This is a genomic window from Streptomyces sp. NRRL B-1140, from assembly GCF_001280065.1.
Taxonomy (GTDB): Bacteria; Actinomycetota; Actinomycetes; order Streptomycetales; family Streptomycetaceae; genus Streptomyces.
In genome coordinates this window covers 42,048-58,955 of record NZ_LGEA01000080.1, presented here as the reverse complement: position 1 = coordinate 58,955, position 16,908 = coordinate 42,048, and the positions used below count along the sequence as shown (strand labels likewise).

Here is a 16,908-nt window from a genome sequence, read left to right as displayed (position 1 = left end):
TCAGATCCCCACAGTGAAGCCGTCGGACCAGACCTGCATCTCCTGCACGATGCGGTCCCACGCGCCGGTCAGCAGCAGCAGACCGGTCACGATCATCATGGTGCCGCCGATCCGCATCACCCAGACGTAGTGGCGCTTGATCCAGCCGAAGGCTCCGAGGGCCTTGCGGAAGGCGACCGCGGCGAGCACGAACGGCACGCCCAGGCCCAGACAGTACGCGAAGGTGAGTATCGCCCCGCGACCGGCGGTTCCCTGCTGCCAGGCGAGTGTCTGCACGGCGGACAGCGTCGGGCCGATGCAGGGCGTCCAGCCGATGCCGAAGAGGGCGCCGAGCACGGGGGCTCCCACCAGGCCGGTCGCCGGCCTCTTGTGGAAACGGAACTCGCGCTGGGTGAGCCAGGGCATCAGGCCCATGAAGAAGACGCCCATGAGGATCATGAGGACGCCCAGCACCTTGGTGAGTACGCCCCGCTCCTCCTGGAGCGTCTGGCCGAAGTACCCGAAGAGGGCCCCGCCGGAGACGAACACCGCCGTGAAGCCCAGGACGAACAGCGAGGCACCGGCGACCATCCGTCCCCGCCGGGCCTCGGCCAGGTCGGTGCCGCTGACTCCGGTGACGTAGGAGAGGTATCCGGGCACCAGCGGCAGGACGCAGGGCGAGAAGAAGGAGACGAGTCCGCCGAGCAGCGCGATCGGCAGGGCCGCCAGCAGGGCGCCGTTGAGCACCGTGCCGTTGGGGTCCGCCACCGCGGCGAGGGTGACTGCGCTCACGTCGGTGCTCCGCTCACTTCTCGGCGACGACCGGCTTGAGCATCTTCAGCAGCCGTTCCTCGCTGAGCGCGGACAGCGAGCGGGCCGCGATCCTGCCGTCCCGGTCGAGGATGAGCGTGGAGGGGATCGCCTGCGGGTTGAGCGTGCCCTTCTTGAAGCGCAGCAGCAGCTTGCCGGTGGGGTCGTAGAGGCTGGGGTAGGTGATGCCCCAGTCCTTCTCGAAGGCGAGGGCCGCGCCGGTGGAGGTGTCACGGGTGTTGATGCCGACGAACTGCACGCCCTTGCCGGCGTAGTCCTTGGAGACCTTCGCGAAGTACTTGGCCTCGGCGCGGCAGGGGTTGCACCAGGAACCCCACACGTTGAGGACGACGACCTTGCCCTTGTAGTCCGCGACGTCGAGGGTCTTGCCGGCGATGGTCTTGCCGGACAGATCGGGGGCCGGGGTGCGCTTGCCCTGGGCGACGGTGGCGACGCCGTCGGTGCCGGTGACGAAATTGGTGTTGCCGCCCCCGCCGGAGGTGCCGCCGGAGCCGCACGCGGTGACGAGCAGCGCGGCCGCGGCGAGAGAGGCGGTCAGGGCGGCACTACGGCGGACACGTCGGGTGCGCTCGGTGGCACGGGTCGTGCGGTTCGAACGCTGGGGGGCGCTGTCGGCACTCATGTGAAAAGTTTCGCATGCCCGTTCTGGGGGTCTCGCCCACCCCCCTTGCGGGCGGAAAACCGCATTTCAGGCGGCGTTCGGCGAGGCTTCCCGGCTGGGCGTGGCGGCCTGGCCGGTGAACTCCCGCCAGCCACCGGCCGGCTGCTGCCCGACGCCGAGCGTACGGAGCTTGTCGAGGACCTCGGGGTTCTGCACGTCGAGCCAGTCGGTGAACTGCCGGAAGGAGACGAGACGCACATCGGCACCCTTCTCCTTCTCGCGCGCGATGTGCCGGAAGGCCTCCTCGACGGCGTCCATGTAGATGCCGCCGTTCCACTGCTCGAAGTGGTTGCCGATGAAGAGCGGTGCCCGGTTTGTCTCGTATGCCCGCTTGAATCCCTGGATGTACGCCTGCGCCGACTGCTTCCGCCAGCCCGGGTAGTTGTGGGCCGGGGCCTTCGTGGTGGCGAGGGACTGGTTGGCCAGCATGTTGTAGTCCATCGACAGGACCTCGAAGCCGCGGCCGGGGAAAGGTATCTGCTGCAGGGGCAGGTCCCATATGCCCTGGCGCTTGCGGGGCCAGACCTGGAGGCCGCCGGGCGAGGAGGCGTCGTAGCGCCAGCCGAGCTCGCGCGCGGTGGGCAGCAGGTTGTCCTGGCCGAGCAGACAGGGCGTACGGCCGCCGACGAGCTCCTTGTCGTAGTCGAACGGCAGCGACGGCAGGTCGGTCCAGCCGGTGTTGGTGCGCCACTCCTTGACGAAGGACTTCGCCTGGTCGATCTCCGTGCGCCACTGCGCCGGCGTCCAGTTCTTGACCGAGCCGTGGGACTCGCCGCAGAAGTGCCCGTTGAAGTGGGTGCCGATCTCGTGGCCCTCCAGCCACGCCCGGCGGACGTTCTCCAGGGTCGCCTTGACGTGGTCGTCGGTGAGGTAGCCGATGTCGGAGGCGCCGCGCGGGTTGTTCGGCGGGTTGTACAGGCGCTTCTTCGACTCGGGCAGCAGGTACAGCCCGGACAGGAAGAAGGTCATGCTCGCGCCGTGCTCCTTGGCCAGATCCAGGAAGCGCGGGAAGAGGCCGTTGCCGACCTCGCCGGCGCCGTCCCAGGAGAACACGACGAACTGGGGCGGGGTCTGACCCGGCTCCAGCGGCTCGGGCCCGGCGGGCTGGTGGGGCTGCTTGCCCGTGTGGGCGGTGGAGCCGTCGCCGATGGGGCGGGCGGTGGGCTTCGGCTTCGGCTTCGATCCGCCCTGCGCTGACTCGCCGCCGGAACCGTCGGCGCGGCCGGAGTCGTCCGAGCCCGTGAGACCGCCGCATCCGGCGAGTGAGACGGCGGCGGCGGCTCCCGCGCCGAGTCCGAGCATTCCCCTGCGGGAGAGAGCGCGCATGGCATCCCCGATTCGTCACGTCGTGCTGGTCACCCAGTCAGAGGCCGTGGCGGGGAACGGGGTTCCGCTGATATGCGCAGATTCCGTAACGAAGTAGTCCTAAGCGCTCATAAGGGGGCGAACGAAAGGCCTTGCAGGCCTGCCGAACGCCCCCTTACGCGGGCCCGGGGAACTACGCCCCGAACGCCTTGGCCTGCCCCTTCACCGGCTTGGCACCGGCGAGGAGATGGGCCGGGACGAGATCGCGGGCCGGTTCGCTGTAGCCGACGGAGACGATCCGGTCGCCCTGGTACGTGAACGTCGTCAGCGACGCGAGCGTGCACTGGCGCTTGCGCGGGTCGTGCCAGAGGCGGCGGCGCTCGACGTAGGACCGGACGATCCAGATGGGCAGCTGGTGGCTGACCACGACCGCCTCGTGCCCGCGGGCCTGGTCCTTCGCCGTGCTGAGCGCGCTCATCATGCGGACGACCTGGTCGACGTACGGCTCGCCCCACGACGGCCGGAACGGGTTGACCAGGTGCTTCCAGTTGTTCGGCTTGCGCAGCGCACCGTCCCCGACGCCGAACGTCTTGCCCTGGAAGATGTTGTCGGCCTCGATCAGCCGCTCGTCGGTCGCCAGGTCCAGACCGTGCGCCTTGGCGATCGGCTCGGCCGTCTCCTGGGCCCGCTCCAGCGGGGAGGCGACGACGTACGTCACATCACGGCCGGACAGGTGCTCGGCGACCCGGTCGGCCATGCGGCGCCCCAGGTCGGAGAGGTGGTAGCCGGGGAGGCGGCCGTAGAGGATGCCGTCCGGGTTGGCGACCTCGCCGTGCCGCATGACGTGGACGACGGTGATGTCCTCGGCGCCGTTGCTCCGCTGCTCGCTCATGCCGTGGCCTCCGCAGCCGCCCGGGCCGCCGCCGGAAGGGCGTCGGCGATCTTCTGTACGGCCCGCTCGTCGTGCGCGGTGGACACGAACCAGGACTCGAAGGAGGACGGCGGCAGGTAGACGCCGTCGGCGAGCAGCGAGTGGAAGAACGCGGTGAAGCGGAAGGACTCCTGGGTCCTGGCGTCCTCGTAGTTGCGCACGGGCCGGTCGGTGAAGAACACCGAGAACATGTTGGAGGCGTTCTGGAGCGTGTGCGCCACGCCCTCCTTGGACAGGGCTCCGGTGACGAGCCCCTGGATCTCCTTCGACACGGCGTCGACCTTGGCGTAGGCGGCGTCGTCGAGGAGCCGCAGCTGGGCGAGCCCGGCGGCGGTGGCGACGGGGTTACCGGAGAGGGTGCCGGCCTGGTAGACGGGCCCGGCCGGGGCGAGGTGGGCCATGACGTCCGCGCGCCCGCCGAAGGCCGCCGCGGGGAAGCCGCCGCCCATGACCTTGCCGAAGGTCATCAGGTCCGGGACGACGCCGTCGACCCCGAACCACCCGGACCGGCTGGTCCGGAAGCCGGTCATGACCTCGTCGGAGATGTAGAGCGCGCCGTTCTCGGCGCACAGGTCCTTCAGGCCCTGGTTGAACCCCTCGGCGGGCGGCACGACGCCCATGTTGCCCGGGGACGCCTCGGTGATCACGCACGCGACCTCGCCGGGGTGGGCCCCGAAGGCCTCGCGCACGGCGTCGAGGTCGTTGTACGGCAGGACGATGGTGTCGCCGGCCTGGGCGCCCGTGACGCCCGGGGTGTCGGGCAGCGCGAAGGTGGCGACCCCGCTGCCGGCCGCGGCGAGCAGCGAGTCGACGTGCCCGTGGTAGCACCCGGCGAACTTGATCACCTTGGTGCGCTGCGTGAATCCCCGCGCGAGCCGGATGGCGGACATGGTCGCCTCGGTCCCGCTGGAGACGAGGCGCACCTGCTCCAGCGGCGCGACGCGGGCGACCATCTCCTCGGCGAGCGCGACCTCGCCCTCACCGGGCGTGCCGAAGGACGTACCGCGGGATACGGCGTCCTGCACGGCGGCGATGACCTCGGGGTGCGAGTGGCCCAGGATCATGGGCCCCCAGGAGCACACGAGATCGACGTACTCCCTGCCGTCGGCGTCGGTCAGATAGGGGCCGGTGCCGGACACCATGAACCGCGGCGTGCCGCCGACGGCTCGGAAGGCCCGCACCGGGGAGTTCACGCCGCCGGGCGTGACGGCCGCCGCACGGTCGAACAGAGCCTGCGAGGCCGGTGCTTCATACGGATATGCCAGTTCACTCATGACCTGCGACTTCTCCGACCTTCTCCGACGCTGTCGGGCTCCGGGTGCCAGTGACCTGTTCAGGGTAGGCCAGGGGCGCGGGCGGACGGGGCACGGGACAACCGGCCCCGCGGTCCCCGTCGTCTGCGAGACTGGACCCGGATACACACAGCTCGCACGGCCCGGCGTGGCCGGAGGCTGCGGACATCCCGCGGACAGTTGTTTCAGCGCACGTTTCGGCGTGCGGCCGTGGGGGAGGTCACTGACACGATGATCGGGTTGCGCGGCGGGGCGACGCGTTCTGGAAAAAGCAGTCGGGTGGAGATATGCATCGCGGTGGCGGACTGGGCGAGGGGACCGATGACCTGGGTCCTCGACGTGCCCGGCGGGGACGGCACCGGCGCGAGGCGGAGGACGCTCAGGAACCGCGTCGGACACAGGGTGCACCGAGTGAACCGGAGCGGGCCGCCGGACGTACTGAACGTCAGGTGGACGATCTTCCTGAACGTCAGGTGGACGATCTTCGGGCCGGGAGCAGCGGGAATGGTGGTCGGGTGGGGGTGACGTACAAGTACTTCGGTGCGCCCGACGGCGCGACCGCGGCCCGCGTGCCGATCTCGATGCGCCCCGAGGAGCTCGGCGGCGACGAGCTCGGCATGAACGGCATGTTCACGAAGATCAAGCCGGAGACCATGGCCGCGATGGTCCTCACGGGCATCGAGGGCGTCCCCCTGCACAAGGTCCCGCCCCTGGAGCTCGTCGTCCTGCACCCCGACTACGCCGTGGTGAAGCTGCCCATGACGGTCGTCGACCCCCTGCGCGGCATCGGCGAGGAGGCGGTGGGCGCGGCGGCCTTCATCTGGTCGACGGTCCCGGACCGGGGCGGCCCCCGGGACGCGTTCAACGTCTACCAACTGCTGCACGAGTGGCAGGACTTCAGCCATCGGTTGCATGAGGCGGGGCACCAGCCGTACTGCCTTGTGTGGCCCTGAGCCGGGGCTTCTTGCGATTCGGGCGGAGCTTTCGGGCTCCGCCCTCAGATGGAAGGCGCCCTCCGAACCCCTCAGGACCCCTCAGGACCCCTCAGGCGACCGCATAGTCCCCGATCGCCGGTTCGAGGAGGTCGAAGGCCCGTGCCGCCTCCTGACCGATCGTCCCGGCGATCTCGTCGTTGGTGTGACCGGCCAGGGTCAGGTCCTGGATGCGCTGGAACAGGACGCGGTGCACGGCGCCGAGCAGCCCGGCGACTGTACGGACGGTGATGTCGTCCGGCCGCGCACCTACGGCTTCGGCGAGGGCCTCTGCCAGCGCCTGCTCACGCCGGTCGTGGAGGTTGCGCAGGCATGCCGACAGGGTGGGGCTGTCGGTGATCATGCGGGAGAACTCCGGGCCGGCGAATCCGGCGACCGGGTCCTGCGCCGCGACGGCGGCCTCGAAGGCACGGCGCAGCGCCGCGAGGGCCGACTCCCCGGGGTCGCGTGACATCACGACCCGGGCCGGCGAGGCCGCGAACTCGTCCTGATGGTCGAGAGCCAAGTCCTCTTTGCGCGCGAAGTAGTTGGTCACCGTCTTCTTCGCGACGCGGGAAGCCGCCGCGATCTCGGCGATGGTGGTGTTCTCGAAGCCCTGCTCGATGAAGAGCCGGGTCGCGTGGTCGGAGATCAGCTGCCGCGTCTCCTGCTTCTTCGCCTCCCGCAGGCCCTGCGGGGCGGTGGCGCCGGGTGTGGAGGCAGTCGCCGGGGGGCTCGTCCTGGTGTCCATGGAAGAGAATCTTACCTCCGTAGCAAAAATATGTTTACGGCATTGGGTGCACGGTAGTAATGTTACTACCGACGTAAGATCAGCGCCGAAGGAACACCACCCCGACCGCAATCCGACAAGGAACCCAGTTTGAGGATCACCGCTTCCACCGCCTCCCTCACCGTCGAAGACATCGCGGCCTCCCGCGGCTTCTTCACCGAGCACCTCGGCTACCGGGAACAGGCCGCGGCCGACGGATTCGCCTCCCTCGCCCGTGACGATGCCGCCGTCGACATCGTCCTGCTCCAAAGGGGCACCGACGTCCTGCCGCCCGACCAGCGCGACCGGCACGCCGACGGCCTGATCCTCGCCTTCACCGTCACCGGCCTCGACGCCGAGGAGAGACGGCTGCGTTCCGAGGGCGTCGACATCACGATGCCCCTGCGCGAAGAGCCGTGGGGAGAGCGCCTGTTCCAGGTCACCGACCCGAACGGGGTCGTCGTCCAGTTCGTCGAATGGGTCACGCCGGACCACTCCTGACCCCCTCGCCCATCCCGCAGACCCGGAAGAGAGCGCACCGCATGCGAAAGCTCGTGTACTACATCGCCACCACCCTGGACGGTTTCATCGCGGGCCCGGACGGCGCCGACCCCACAGGTCCGGACGGCTTCTGGCCGATCCCCGGGGACTACATCCAGCACCTCGTGACGGAGTACCCGGAGACCCTGCCCGTCCAGGCCCGGGCGGCTCTGTCCGTCACCGCGGAGGGCACACACTTCGACACCGTCCTGGAGGGACGGCGCAGTTACGAGATCGGCCTCAAGGCCGGCATCGACGACGCCTACCCCCATCTGCGTCACCTGGTCTTCTCACGGACCCTCACCGAGGTCCCGGCCCCGGCCGTCGAACTGGTCGCCGGCGACGCGGTCGACAGGGTGCGGCAGTTGAAGCAGGAGGACGGCAAGGACATCTGGCTGCTGGGCGGGGCGGAACTGGCCGGTGCCCTGTACGGCGAGATCGACCAGCTCGTCCTCAAGACGGCCCCGTTGACCATCGGCGCCGGAATCCCGGTCTTCTCCCACAAGGCCGCCTTCGATCCGCGCGGCTGGGAGCTCACCGGCCACACCGTGCTCGACAGCGGCGCGGCCATCGTCACCTACGCGCGCGCCACCGGGAACTGAAGCCTGACGAACCGCGGTTCCGGCGCCGGCGCCTTTCCGGGCTCCGGCACCGGAACCATCCGTGGTGCTCCCCGCGACCCATGATGAAGGGCCGAAGCCCTACCCGCATTGCCGGTTTCCGGCAGGGTTCCCTAGGGTCTGCATGCCGGTGGCCGTCAAAGGGGCCGTCAGCGGCACACGAAGGAAGGGGGCAGGGTGAGCGAGCCGGACACGGCGACGCGGTACCTGGACGGGTACGCGGAGATCCTGGCCGAGGTCGCGGCGACCGGCCGTCGTCCGACGCGGGACGAGCTCGACGACCGCCGCGCCCTGGGTGAGATGGCCGCGGAGCGCGGACACAGTCTGCGCGGCCTCGTACGGGAGCACCTCGCGGCCACCCGGGCCGGCTGGCCCGGCACCCCGGGCTCCGCCGCCAGTGTCCTGGCCGCGGTCGAGCAGGCGGTCGACGCCTTCGCCGAGGGGTACGAGCGGGCCCAGCGCCAGGCCGTGCGCGAAGAGGAGGCGGCACGCCGGGAGTTCATCGACGACCTGCTCTACGGCCGCAGCAACCTGGGCCGCCTCGCCGAGCGCGCCGAACGCTTCGGCCTCGTGCTTTCCCGCGCCCATGCCGTCGCGGTCGCCGAGGGGCCCGAGGCGTACGACGACGTCGCACCGGTCACCCGCCGCATCGAGGCCGCGCTGACGGCGCGGTTCGGCAACCGGCGCATCCTGCTCGCCACGAAGAACGAGAAGCTGGTCTGCATCGCTCCCGGCGACCAGGACGACGTGCTCGCCTACTTCGCCAAGCAGGCCCACGCCGCCACGGACGACGGCCGCGTGGCCATCGGCCGCCCGCGGCCCGGCGCCGGCGGAGTGGTGCACTCCTACGAGGAGGCGCTCAGCACGCTCGAACTCGCCGGCCGGCTGGGCCTGGACGATCCCGTCGTCCGCGCCGCCGATCTGTTGGTCTACCCGGTCCTCGCCCGTGACCGGCAGGCCATGGCCGACCTGGTCCTCAGCGCGCTGGGGCCGCTGAGGCGTGCCCGCGGCGGTGCCGAGCCGCTCCTCCGTACGTTGCAGGTGTACTTCGAGTCCGGGTGCACCGCAGCCGAGGCGGCCCGTCGCCTGGCACTGAGCGTGCGGGCCCTGACGTACCGGCTGGAGCGCATCCATCAGCTGACCGGCGCCAACCCGGCCGATCCCCTGCACCGCTACACCCTGCAGACCGCCGTCATCGGGGCGCGGCTGCTGGACTGGCCGGCCCAGGAGATCTGAGCAGGCGAGCAAGGACGGGGGACGATCCAGGGCCCGCCCACCGGGTGAACGGCGAGCGGGCCCCGCGGAGCACCGGCGCGTCAGCCGGTGATCTCGACCTTCCCGTTGGGCGACACCGGCTGCTCTCCCGTCGCCGCGGTGCGCCGCGTGACGCCCTTCAGCAGCTCGGCGAGGTCGACGCCCGTCGTGGAGCCGAGAAGTTCCAGGCCCTGGGCGACGTTGTCCGCGACCGCCCGCGGGATGCGGCCGGCGCCGTCGGTGGAGATGACCGTCATCTTCTCCACCGCGCTCAGCGGCTCGGACGCCTTGGCCACGACCTGCGGCAGCACCTCGACGAGCATCTGCAGGATGGCCGCGTCCCCGTACTGCCCGAACGCGTCCGCCTTCTTGCGCATCGCCTCGGCCTCGGCCGCGCCCTTCGCACCGATCGCCGACGCGTCGGCCTCGCCCTCCAGCCGGACGGCCTCCGCGATCGCCGCACGCCGGGCCCGCTCGGCCTCACCCTGCTTCAGGCCCTCGACGGCCTCCGCCTCGGCCAGCGCGGAGCGGCGCTGCTTCTCGCCCTCACCGGTCAGCCGGGCCCGCTCGGCCTCCGCCTGCGCGGCCGCGATACCGGCCGCCTTGTCCGCTTCGGCCTGCTTGACCCGGGCGACGCGCTTGGCCTCGGCCTCCTGTTCGGCGGCGTAGCGCTGGGCGTCGGCGGGCTTGCGGACCTGGGTGTCGAGCTGCCGGTCGGTCAGCGCGGCCTGCCGCTCGGCGACCTTCTCCTGCTGGGTGAGGATCTCCTGCTGCCGGGCCGCCTCGGCCAGCGGTCCGGCCGCCGCCGCGCGGGCCGCGGCCTCGTCGGTCTCGGCCTTGATCTCGGCCTGCTTGAGGGCGAAGGTCCGCTGCGCGACCGCGATCTCCTCCTCCGCCTTCAGCCGTGCCTGCTCTGCGGCCCGCCGGGCGACGGCCTCGGCGATGTCGGCCTCCTGCTTGGCTCGTGCCGCCTCGGGCCGGCCGAGGTCCTCCAGGTAGGAGCCCTCGGTGGTGATGTCCTGGATCTGGAACGCGTCCAGCACCAGCCCCTGCCCGGACAGGCTGGCCTCGGCCTCCTCCGCGACCTGCCCGGCGAACGCCGCCCGGTCGCGGATGACGTCCTCCACCGACATCCGTCCGACGATGGCCCGCAGCGCGCCGGACAGCACCTCCTGGGTGAAGCCGACGATGCCGTCCTGCTGCATCAGGAACCGCTGCGCGGCGGCGCGGATGGAGTCCTCGGTGCCGCCGACCTTGACGATCGCGACACCGTCCAGGTTGGCCTTCACACCGCGCAGCGTGACCGCGCCGCGCACCGCGACCGGGATGTGGCGGGAGGACAGGTCGAGGGTGAACTTCTGCTGCACGAACGGCACGACGAACACGCCGCCGCCGACCACGACCTTCTGCCCGCTGTTGTCGGTGAAGACCCGGCCGGTCTCCGGGTCGGTGGCCTTCTTGCCGCGCCGGCCGGTGACGATGAACGCCTCACTCGGACCCGCCACCTTGTAGCGGGTGACCACGACCAGTGCCAGCAGCACGAGGAGTACGACGACCCCCGCGACGGCGACGACGACAGGACTCATGACAGTGCCCCCGAATCACATACGTAAGAACGAACAGGAAGAACGAACAGAAAGAGAAGAAGGACGGAGGGAGGGAGGGAAGGCGGGTCAGCGGTCCACCGGGCGGACCACGACGGACGTGGCGGAGGGCACCGCCTCCACCCACACCTCGGCGCCTCGGGCCACCGGCCCCGCACTGCGGGCGGCGAACTTCACCGGCTGACCCGCGAGTCGCAGCAGTACCTCGCCGTAGCCGCCGTCCGCCGGGATGGCCGTGACCACGTTGCCCGACGTCCCCACCAGGTCGTCGCCGGTCGGCGTGAGATCCGTCTGGTCACGCATCAGAACCCGGCTGAAGCGGTAGGTCAGCCAGGCCGTCCCGACTCCGCACACGGCTCCCGCCGTGGTGGCCACCGCGGGACCGGCGTCCGCCGCACCCGTGGCGACGGCCCCGGCGAAGCCGGTCATCGCCAGGAACCCGGCGATGACCGGCAGCGACAGCCACCCGTCCAGGGCACTGCCCAGCGCACCGTCGAGGACGCCGTCCAGCACCCCGTCGAAGAGCAGCGACAGGGCGAGCAACGCGACCCCCGTCATGCCCAGTCCCAGAAACCAGACCATCCGCGCCGTCCCCCTCCCCCCTGCCGCTGAACTCCGACTTGGCGGAATCTTCACACGCGGGGAGGTGCCGTTTCATTGCCATGTTCCGGCAATCTTTACGGGCCTTTTATGCCGGGCTCCGGAGCATTCCCCCGCCGACCCGCCCACGCGGGGCAGGACCTTGGCCACTTACCGGCCACAAACGGCTCCCCTGGCAAGACCGGAGGATGAGCCGGGCCGCCGGCGGGCAGGACCGGGGCGGCAGCAGTCGGTGACCGGAGGGGGACCTGTGCGTGATCTCGCGGAGTCGATCGAGTCGATGGAACAGCTCGCCACGGTCTGGCGGGCCATGGTGCTCGATCGCGATCCCGGTGCCGACGTGCGGGACCTGCCGGGCATCGCCGTGCGGTGGGCCGACTGCCGGTTCGCCTTCTGGAACTGCGTGACCCTGACGGACGTCGGTACGGACGCCGGGTTGCTGAAGCAGCGGCTGAACGAGGCCTCCCAGATCATGCGGGCGAAATCCCACGCCGGGTTCCTGTGGGTCTTCGAAGCCCTGCTCGACGACCAGGCGCAGGCCGGGCTCGGGGCAGCCGCCGAGCAGGCGGGCCTGCGGTACGCCTTTCCCGGCACCGGCATGGCGGGTGACCTGCTGCCGGTTCCCGAACCCGCCCACCCCGAGCTGACCTTCGTCCGCGTGGACGACGAGGAGCTGCTGCGGGCGTACGCGGACATCAACTCCCGCGCCTACGGGTTCCCGCTCGAGGACGGGCGGGACGGGCTCGCCGGGTCCTCGCTGTGGAAGAGCGGGGTGTTCGCTTACCTGGGGCTGCGGGAGGGCGTCCCCGTGACCTGCGCCGCCTCCGTCGAGGCGGACGGGCGGCTCTTCGTCGTGCTCGTCGCCACCGATCCGGCGTGGGAGCGGCGAGGCTACGGGGAGGCCGTGACACGCAAGGCGCTGTACGAGGGGGCCCGGGCCACCGGCCTGACCCGGGCGACCCTGCACGCGACCGCCGCCGGCGCGCCCGTGTACCCGCGGATCGGGTTCCGGCCGAACTCGCCGATCGGCTTCTACGCACTGGCGGACTGACCGGCGAGGCAACGGCTGCGCATCCGGGCCTACGAGGTGAGCGGCGTCTCCTCTGGAGACATGACCAGGCCGGGGACTTGGGGCAGGGCGGCACGGACGGCGTCGGCCACGCGCGGCAGGTCCACTCCGAGACGGGTGAGCCTGGGAAGGAGCTCCTCCAGGGGCAGGCCGGCGAAACGGACGATGCTCAAGAAGTCGCTGATCGGCCGGGCCAGATTCAGCGGGAGCCGGCGGTTTTCTCCGTCCTGGTTGTGTTCCTCGAGGCACAGGCGTCGGTCGGTCTCGTCCAGGTCGCTCAGCGCGTCGACGGGGACCCGAAGGCCGAAGGCCGTCAGACGGTCCACCACCTCCTGAGGCTCCATCACCAGGGTGCGCGGCGCGGAGACCAGGTAGTGCACCGGCACGGGCTCGTCCCAGTCGAGTGCGGTCCCCCGCGCCAGACTGCCCGACCAGGGGCTGACGAGTTCGACGTCATACCTGCTCGCCTTGGTCGGCGCCGTGGTGCACAGGGTGCGCAATCCATAGCAGGCGAGCCGGTCGATGACCGTCCGGGGGGACTTGCTCATGGTCTGCGCCGCCGAGATCACCGCCAGCATGGGCAAAGGCCGGCCCGCCTCGACGGCCTCGTCGTCCCGGAGCCGGTAGGCGAAGAGCTGGCGCAGCATCATCACGTCGTCTGGTTCCACCCGCTCCGGCAGCTCCGACCAGGGGACCCGCAAGCCATAGGCGCGGAGGCGGTCCGCCAACACCGCTGGGGCAAGCCCGCTTCTTTGGGAGGCATCCACAAGGGCGGGGAGGTCGATCTCGTCACCACTGTCGTGCCAGTAGCGCTCCCGTGTGTCGATGCTGAGGATCAGCGTGTCCGTCGAGTCGGCATGCTCAGGGTGGGCACCGGCCGAGAGGCCGAACTCCGCGAGGCGGCGGGCGATGTCGGACAGGGGGACATCCGCGGTGAGCGCCGCGAGGGCGAGGAGGCCGGGCGGCACCGCTTCTCCCACTTTGAGGCACTCGACAGCGTCCGAACGCCAGCCCCACTGTGCCGCCTGCGCGAACAGTTCCGCGGCGCCCTCCTCGTCGAGAGGACCGAGTTCCGGGTGGAATCCGTACGCCCTGAGCACATCGACCACCTCGCCGAACGAGCGCCGGCACTCGGCGACAGCGGCCAGGACGTGCCCCACGGGGACCGGGACACGGAGATCGAGCCAGGGGCTTTCCCCGTCCAGGTCGCGGCTGAGCAGTTTCACCACCCAGTCCTCGGGGGCCTCCATCGGCATCGCTCCCCCCTGGACGTCGAAGCCGAAAGCCCTCATCCGGTCGGCCGCCTCGTCGGCACCGATGTTCAACAGCAGTGCTGCTTTGAGGAGGTGGCCGGGCGGCACCGCCTCCCCGGGCTCCCACCAGCCACCCCCGTAAGCCCTGTTATGACGGTCGAGCAACGCCACACCGGTCGGGTCGACCGAGACGGCGGCATTGGCGGGTGCCGGTACGGGCAGATGGAGTCGCTCCAGGCGGGCGACGGCCGCCTCGTAGGACATCCCGCAGGTCAGCGCCACGGACAGAGCATGTCCGGGGTGAGCCGTCACATGGGCGAGCATCTCCGGGTCCGTCCAGCTCCTGTTGTTCCAAGCCCCTCCGGAATCGGTGCGCAACAGCATGTCCGAGGGCTTGGCGGCGAGCACCGAGTCGATCCGGGCGAGCTCCGGTACCAGCGCGGTCAGGGTGGACAGTTCGACGTTCGGCCGATGGGCGAGCAGCCGCCACAGCAACGTGATGTCATCGGGGAAGCCGTAGACGTCGCCCCGGGCAGCGGCGACCGCGAAGCGCTTGGCCTCAGGTAGGCCCGAGTCGGCCCGGTGGACGACTTGGTCGTCCACCGGGAAGAACCCGGTCCTGGCAACCGGCACCGGGTGACCGTGCAGCTCCATCTCGACCCCGGCCTTCCCGGCCGCCTCGGTCACGATGTCCGCGAGCCGCGGGCTGTGCCAGGCCATTTCTGACAGCCATTCGAAGCCGAGCAGGGGAGGATCGGCGGAGAGCAGAGCGGGCAGGGCGTCCGCGATGAGCCGTTCCACCGGCTCGCAGACGTCGTCGTCCAGGATCTCCGTACGGTCCACCGACAGATCCCGAGGCCGCGTGCTCCCGGTCAGGTTGACGACGACCCCGCGCGGGCGGCGGCGGTTGCCGGGGTCGGTCAGCACCCCTCGCCGTGTCCTGGGCTCGGTGTGGATGCCGTCGACAAGGATGCCGCCCCCCTCCTCGCACCAGATCACCTGGCCATCGGCCTCGTAGGTGCCCCCCGGCCAGGCGACCGTGCGCCCGTGGGCCACGAAGCCTCCGGGGCGGCTCGCGGCGGCTTCCCGCAGGCGCAGCTCCCCCGGTTTCCAGATCGCCTCCTGCGTGCCGTGCCGGGCGATCGTCGGGAACTCGGCCAGACCCAGTAGCCGGCGCAGTTCCCGTACGCAGGAGGGGGCCTTGTCCCCGTCACGCAGATACAGGCGCACCGTCGTGCCGACGGGACCCTTGCGGCCGGTCCTGCGCACTCTGAAGTAGTGGCCGGGGCCGGTGATCAGGACGGTGAGTTCCTCCGGGCGTCCGGTGCCCCCGTCCATGGCGCAGGTGGTGACCCGGATCTCGTCCGCGATCATGAAGTAGCTGAGCACGCCGATGCCGAACCTGCTGTTGGGATGGACGGTGATGCCCTGCCGCTCCCAGTCCTCCCGCTCCTCCTGGTAGCGAGGCAGGTCGGTGAACCGGACGCCGGCGCGGGAGAAGACGTCCGCCAGAACCGACTCGTCCATTCCGATCCCGTTGTCCGCGCACTCCAGGTAGTAGCGGCCCTCCTCGCGGTCGAAGTCCTGCGTGAAGGTGATCTCACCGTCGTAGGTGTCGCGTCCGTCGCGTGCGTGCTGGCGTGCCCGGCGGTAGCGGCAGGCGTCCAGCGCGTTCTGGTAGAGCTCGCGGATCGCGAGACTGCGGTCGCGGTACAGGTTCTCGCCCATGAGGAGTTCCTGGATGCGTTCCTCGTCGAGCCGGAACCGGATCACTTCGCCGGCTTGGGCCGGTCCCTCCCCGCCGTCCGCCTCGTGCACCTCGTCGGCGTGGGCGTACACCGGCAGTGCGCCGACCTCCTCGGCGAGCTTCGCTCGCCGGGCGCCGCGCAGCAGGGTGTCCACGAGTTCGGCGTGCTCGGACAGCGCGGCCACGGCCGCGGGGTGATCACACACCGCTCTCAGTCCGAGGACGTCCCGGTGGGCGGCCCAGGTGGCCTCTGCCACCGTGGTGAAGAGGCAATCGAGATCCAGGGGATCCGGGATGCCGAGGTGCCGGACGACCGCCGGGGGAAGGTCCGTGAGTTCGATCGCCAGGGCGTGGGCGATCGCGAACAGCGGCCCCACCAGCCATTCGCGCACCTGCTGCCAGTCCCGGCCGCCGAAGTCGAGCGGATAGGGATCCTCACGGAGGGCACCGGTGCGACCGCGCCCGTACAGCTTGCGCGGCGCCACCTGCGCACAGGCCAGCAACCGGGACACCAGTTCCGGTCGGCAGACGGTCGCCATGTCGGCTCCACAGACATCCGCCGTGCCCGGCACGGCCCGGAGGTCCATGGGCCGGCCCTTGGCCCACTGGTGGAACAGCCACCAGCCGATCTCGCGGCGTCCGCCGGACCGGTCCTGGAGGGCCTCACCGCGCACGGCCTGCCGGACGAGCCTTTTGTGGGAGCGCAGCAGCACCTCGTAGGCCCGGCGTTCGGGGCCACCCGCCGGCTGTGCCCCGAGGTCGGCCGGGTTCACATGGGACAGCGCCGCGGCCGTGTGCGCGCTGTGCACCTGGTAGAGGAACGGAAGGAGGGCGAGCAGGGCCGCCTCGGCCGGTTCGAGGATCCCTTCCTGGTGGCACCGGAGCTGGTACAGAAGGAGGTTGGTCCGGTGAGCGATACGGCGGGCCAGGTTCGGGTCGTGCCACGGGTCGTCGGCGAGGAGGTCGCGCACGGGTCCGTACAGCCCGGCCAGTCGGCCGGCGAACTCCCGGGCCTGCTCCCGCAGGGCGTCGGCGCGCTCTTCGAAGCCGGGCCGGACGAACTGCCAGGCCTGGGACTGGGCCGTATCGTCCTGCCAGTCCTGCCCCTCCGGGCGGGCCTGGGGCGGCCCTCCCGGAGGACCGGCCGTCTCCGCTGATCGCTTGAGGCGGGCTTTGCGCGCCTCCTCCGCCATGTTGTCCCACTGCGCCGAGGTGGGAAGCGGTAAGCGCGTTCCGTTGCGTCGGTGCGCAAGTCTCACCAGGGCGTTCAGGAAGTCGTGTCGGTCCCTGCGGTGGCGCGGGATCGCCCCCGCGAGCCGGGAATCGAGGGAGCTGATCCCCGGTGGGCGCCGGCCCCGCTCCAGGTCGCTCGCGATCTCTTCGCGCAGTTCGGCCGGGCTCGGGTTTCCGGCCCACTCGATCAGCCTGGCCAGCGCCTGGTCGTACCGCTGCGGTCCCGCCATCGCCGCCGTCCCCCTCCCG

14 protein-coding genes are annotated in these 16,908 nt (G+C 70.9%); 5 read left to right on the top strand and 9 right to left on the bottom strand.

Annotated features, from left to right (window positions below; translation table 11 throughout):
* The 5 genes from ADK65_RS09650 to hemL all read right to left on the bottom strand — a co-directional run bounded on the left by ADK65_RS09650 (position 1) and on the right by hemL (position 4,981).
* On the bottom strand, positions 1–771 hold the full coding sequence (locus tag ADK65_RS09650; protein WP_053669543.1) for a cytochrome c biogenesis CcdA family protein: 771 nt from the start codon (positions 769–771) through the stop codon (positions 1–3).
* 13 nt (positions 772–784) lie between these two features.
* Entirely contained in the window at positions 785–1,432 is a 648-nt protein-coding gene (locus tag ADK65_RS09645; RefSeq protein WP_053669542.1) for a TlpA family protein disulfide reductase, read from the bottom strand.
* Positions 1,433–1,498: 66 nt separating this feature from the next.
* Entirely contained in the window at positions 1,499–2,797 is a 1,299-nt protein-coding gene (locus ADK65_RS09640; protein WP_053669541.1) for a polysaccharide deacetylase family protein, read from the bottom strand.
* A gap of 172 nt (positions 2,798–2,969) precedes the next feature.
* A complete protein-coding gene (locus ADK65_RS09635) occupies positions 2,970–3,668 on the bottom strand; it encodes a histidine phosphatase family protein (protein WP_053669540.1) in 699 nt (232 codons plus the stop codon).
* Complete coding sequence (gene hemL, locus ADK65_RS09630; RefSeq protein ID WP_053669539.1) at positions 3,665–4,981, bottom strand: glutamate-1-semialdehyde 2,1-aminomutase; 1,317 nt, start codon at positions 4,979–4,981, stop codon at positions 3,665–3,667. Before hemL ends, ADK65_RS09635 begins: the two co-directional genes overlap by 4 nt.
* A 533-nt stretch (positions 4,982–5,514) precedes the next feature.
* Between hemL and ADK65_RS09620 the strand changes: the two genes are divergently transcribed.
* Positions 5,515–5,952, top strand: coding sequence for a hypothetical protein (locus tag ADK65_RS09620; protein ID WP_003974483.1), 438 nt, complete (start codon positions 5,515–5,517; stop codon positions 5,950–5,952).
* Between the two features lie 91 nt (positions 5,953–6,043).
* Here the strand turns inward: ADK65_RS09620 and ADK65_RS09615 are convergent, their stop codons facing one another.
* Positions 6,044–6,721 carry a TetR/AcrR family transcriptional regulator gene (locus ADK65_RS09615; RefSeq protein ID WP_053669537.1) on the bottom strand — a complete coding sequence of 226 codons (678 nt, stop codon included), beginning with the start codon at positions 6,719–6,721 and terminating at the stop codon, positions 6,044–6,046.
* 129 nt (positions 6,722–6,850) lie between these two features.
* Between ADK65_RS09615 and ADK65_RS09610 the strand changes: the two genes are divergently transcribed.
* The 3 genes from ADK65_RS09610 to ADK65_RS09600 all read left to right on the top strand — a co-directional run bounded on the left by ADK65_RS09610 (position 6,851) and on the right by ADK65_RS09600 (position 9,135).
* A complete protein-coding gene (locus ADK65_RS09610) occupies positions 6,851–7,240 on the top strand; it encodes a VOC family protein (protein ID WP_053669536.1) in 390 nt (129 codons plus the stop codon).
* 41 nt (positions 7,241–7,281) lie between these two features.
* Complete coding sequence (locus ADK65_RS09605) at positions 7,282–7,881, top strand: dihydrofolate reductase family protein (RefSeq protein ID WP_053669535.1); 600 nt, start codon at positions 7,282–7,284, stop codon at positions 7,879–7,881.
* 195 nt (positions 7,882–8,076) lie between these two features.
* The gene (locus tag ADK65_RS09600; protein WP_053669534.1) at positions 8,077–9,135 is read left to right on the top strand and encodes a PucR family transcriptional regulator; all 1,059 of its coding nucleotides are present in this window, start codon (positions 8,077–8,079) and stop codon (positions 9,133–9,135) included.
* An 80-nt stretch (positions 9,136–9,215) separates the two neighbouring features.
* Here ADK65_RS09600 and ADK65_RS09595 read toward each other — a convergent pair whose 3' ends face one another.
* Both ADK65_RS09595 and ADK65_RS09590 read right to left on the bottom strand, forming a co-directional pair.
* The gene (locus ADK65_RS09595) at positions 9,216–10,739 is read right to left on the bottom strand and encodes an SPFH domain-containing protein (protein WP_053669533.1); all 1,524 of its coding nucleotides are present in this window, start codon (positions 10,737–10,739) and stop codon (positions 9,216–9,218) included.
* An 87-nt stretch (positions 10,740–10,826) separates the two neighbouring features.
* Complete coding sequence (locus ADK65_RS09590; RefSeq protein WP_053669532.1) at positions 10,827–11,339, bottom strand: NfeD family protein; 513 nt, start codon at positions 11,337–11,339, stop codon at positions 10,827–10,829.
* A 268-nt stretch (positions 11,340–11,607) separates the two neighbouring features.
* Between ADK65_RS09590 and ADK65_RS09585 the strand changes: the two genes are divergently transcribed.
* Complete coding sequence (locus ADK65_RS09585; RefSeq protein ID WP_107092253.1) at positions 11,608–12,408, top strand: GNAT family N-acetyltransferase; 801 nt, start codon at positions 11,608–11,610, stop codon at positions 12,406–12,408.
* 29 nt (positions 12,409–12,437) lie between these two features.
* Here ADK65_RS09585 and ADK65_RS09580 read toward each other — a convergent pair whose 3' ends face one another.
* Positions 12,438–16,889 (bottom strand): ATP-binding protein, encoded by a 4,452-nt coding sequence (locus ADK65_RS09580; RefSeq protein WP_053669531.1) that lies wholly within the window; start codon positions 16,887–16,889, stop codon positions 12,438–12,440.
* Positions 16,890–16,908 lie beyond the last annotated feature (19 nt).

What these genes read in the sequence shown, in the direction of transcription:
- ADK65_RS09645 (WP_053669542.1), bottom strand. Translation starts at nt 1,432, where the DNA reads ATGAGTGCCGACAGCGCCCCCCAGCGTTCGAACCGCACGACCCGTGCC.
- ADK65_RS09640 (WP_053669541.1), bottom strand. Translation starts at nt 2,797, where the DNA reads ATGCGCGCTCTCTCCCGCAGGGGAATGCTCGGACTCGGCGCGGGAGCC.
- ADK65_RS09635 (WP_053669540.1), bottom strand. Translation starts at nt 3,668, where the DNA reads ATGAGCGAGCAGCGGAGCAACGGCGCCGAGGACATCACCGTCGTCCAC.
- hemL (WP_053669539.1), bottom strand. Translation starts at nt 4,981, where the DNA reads ATGAGTGAACTGGCATATCCGTATGAAGCACCGGCCTCGCAGGCTCTG.
- ADK65_RS09615 (WP_053669537.1), bottom strand. Translation starts at nt 6,721, where the DNA reads ATGGACACCAGGACGAGCCCCCCGGCGACTGCCTCCACACCCGGCGCC.
- ADK65_RS09605 (WP_053669535.1), top strand. Translation starts at nt 7,282, where the DNA reads ATGCGAAAGCTCGTGTACTACATCGCCACCACCCTGGACGGTTTCATC.
- ADK65_RS09595 (WP_053669533.1), bottom strand. Translation starts at nt 10,739, where the DNA reads ATGAGTCCTGTCGTCGTCGCCGTCGCGGGGGTCGTCGTACTCCTCGTG.
- ADK65_RS09590 (WP_053669532.1), bottom strand. Translation starts at nt 11,339, where the DNA reads ATGGTCTGGTTTCTGGGACTGGGCATGACGGGGGTCGCGTTGCTCGCC.
- ADK65_RS09580 (WP_053669531.1), bottom strand. Translation starts at nt 16,889, where the DNA reads ATGGCGGGACCGCAGCGGTACGACCAGGCGCTGGCCAGGCTGATCGAG.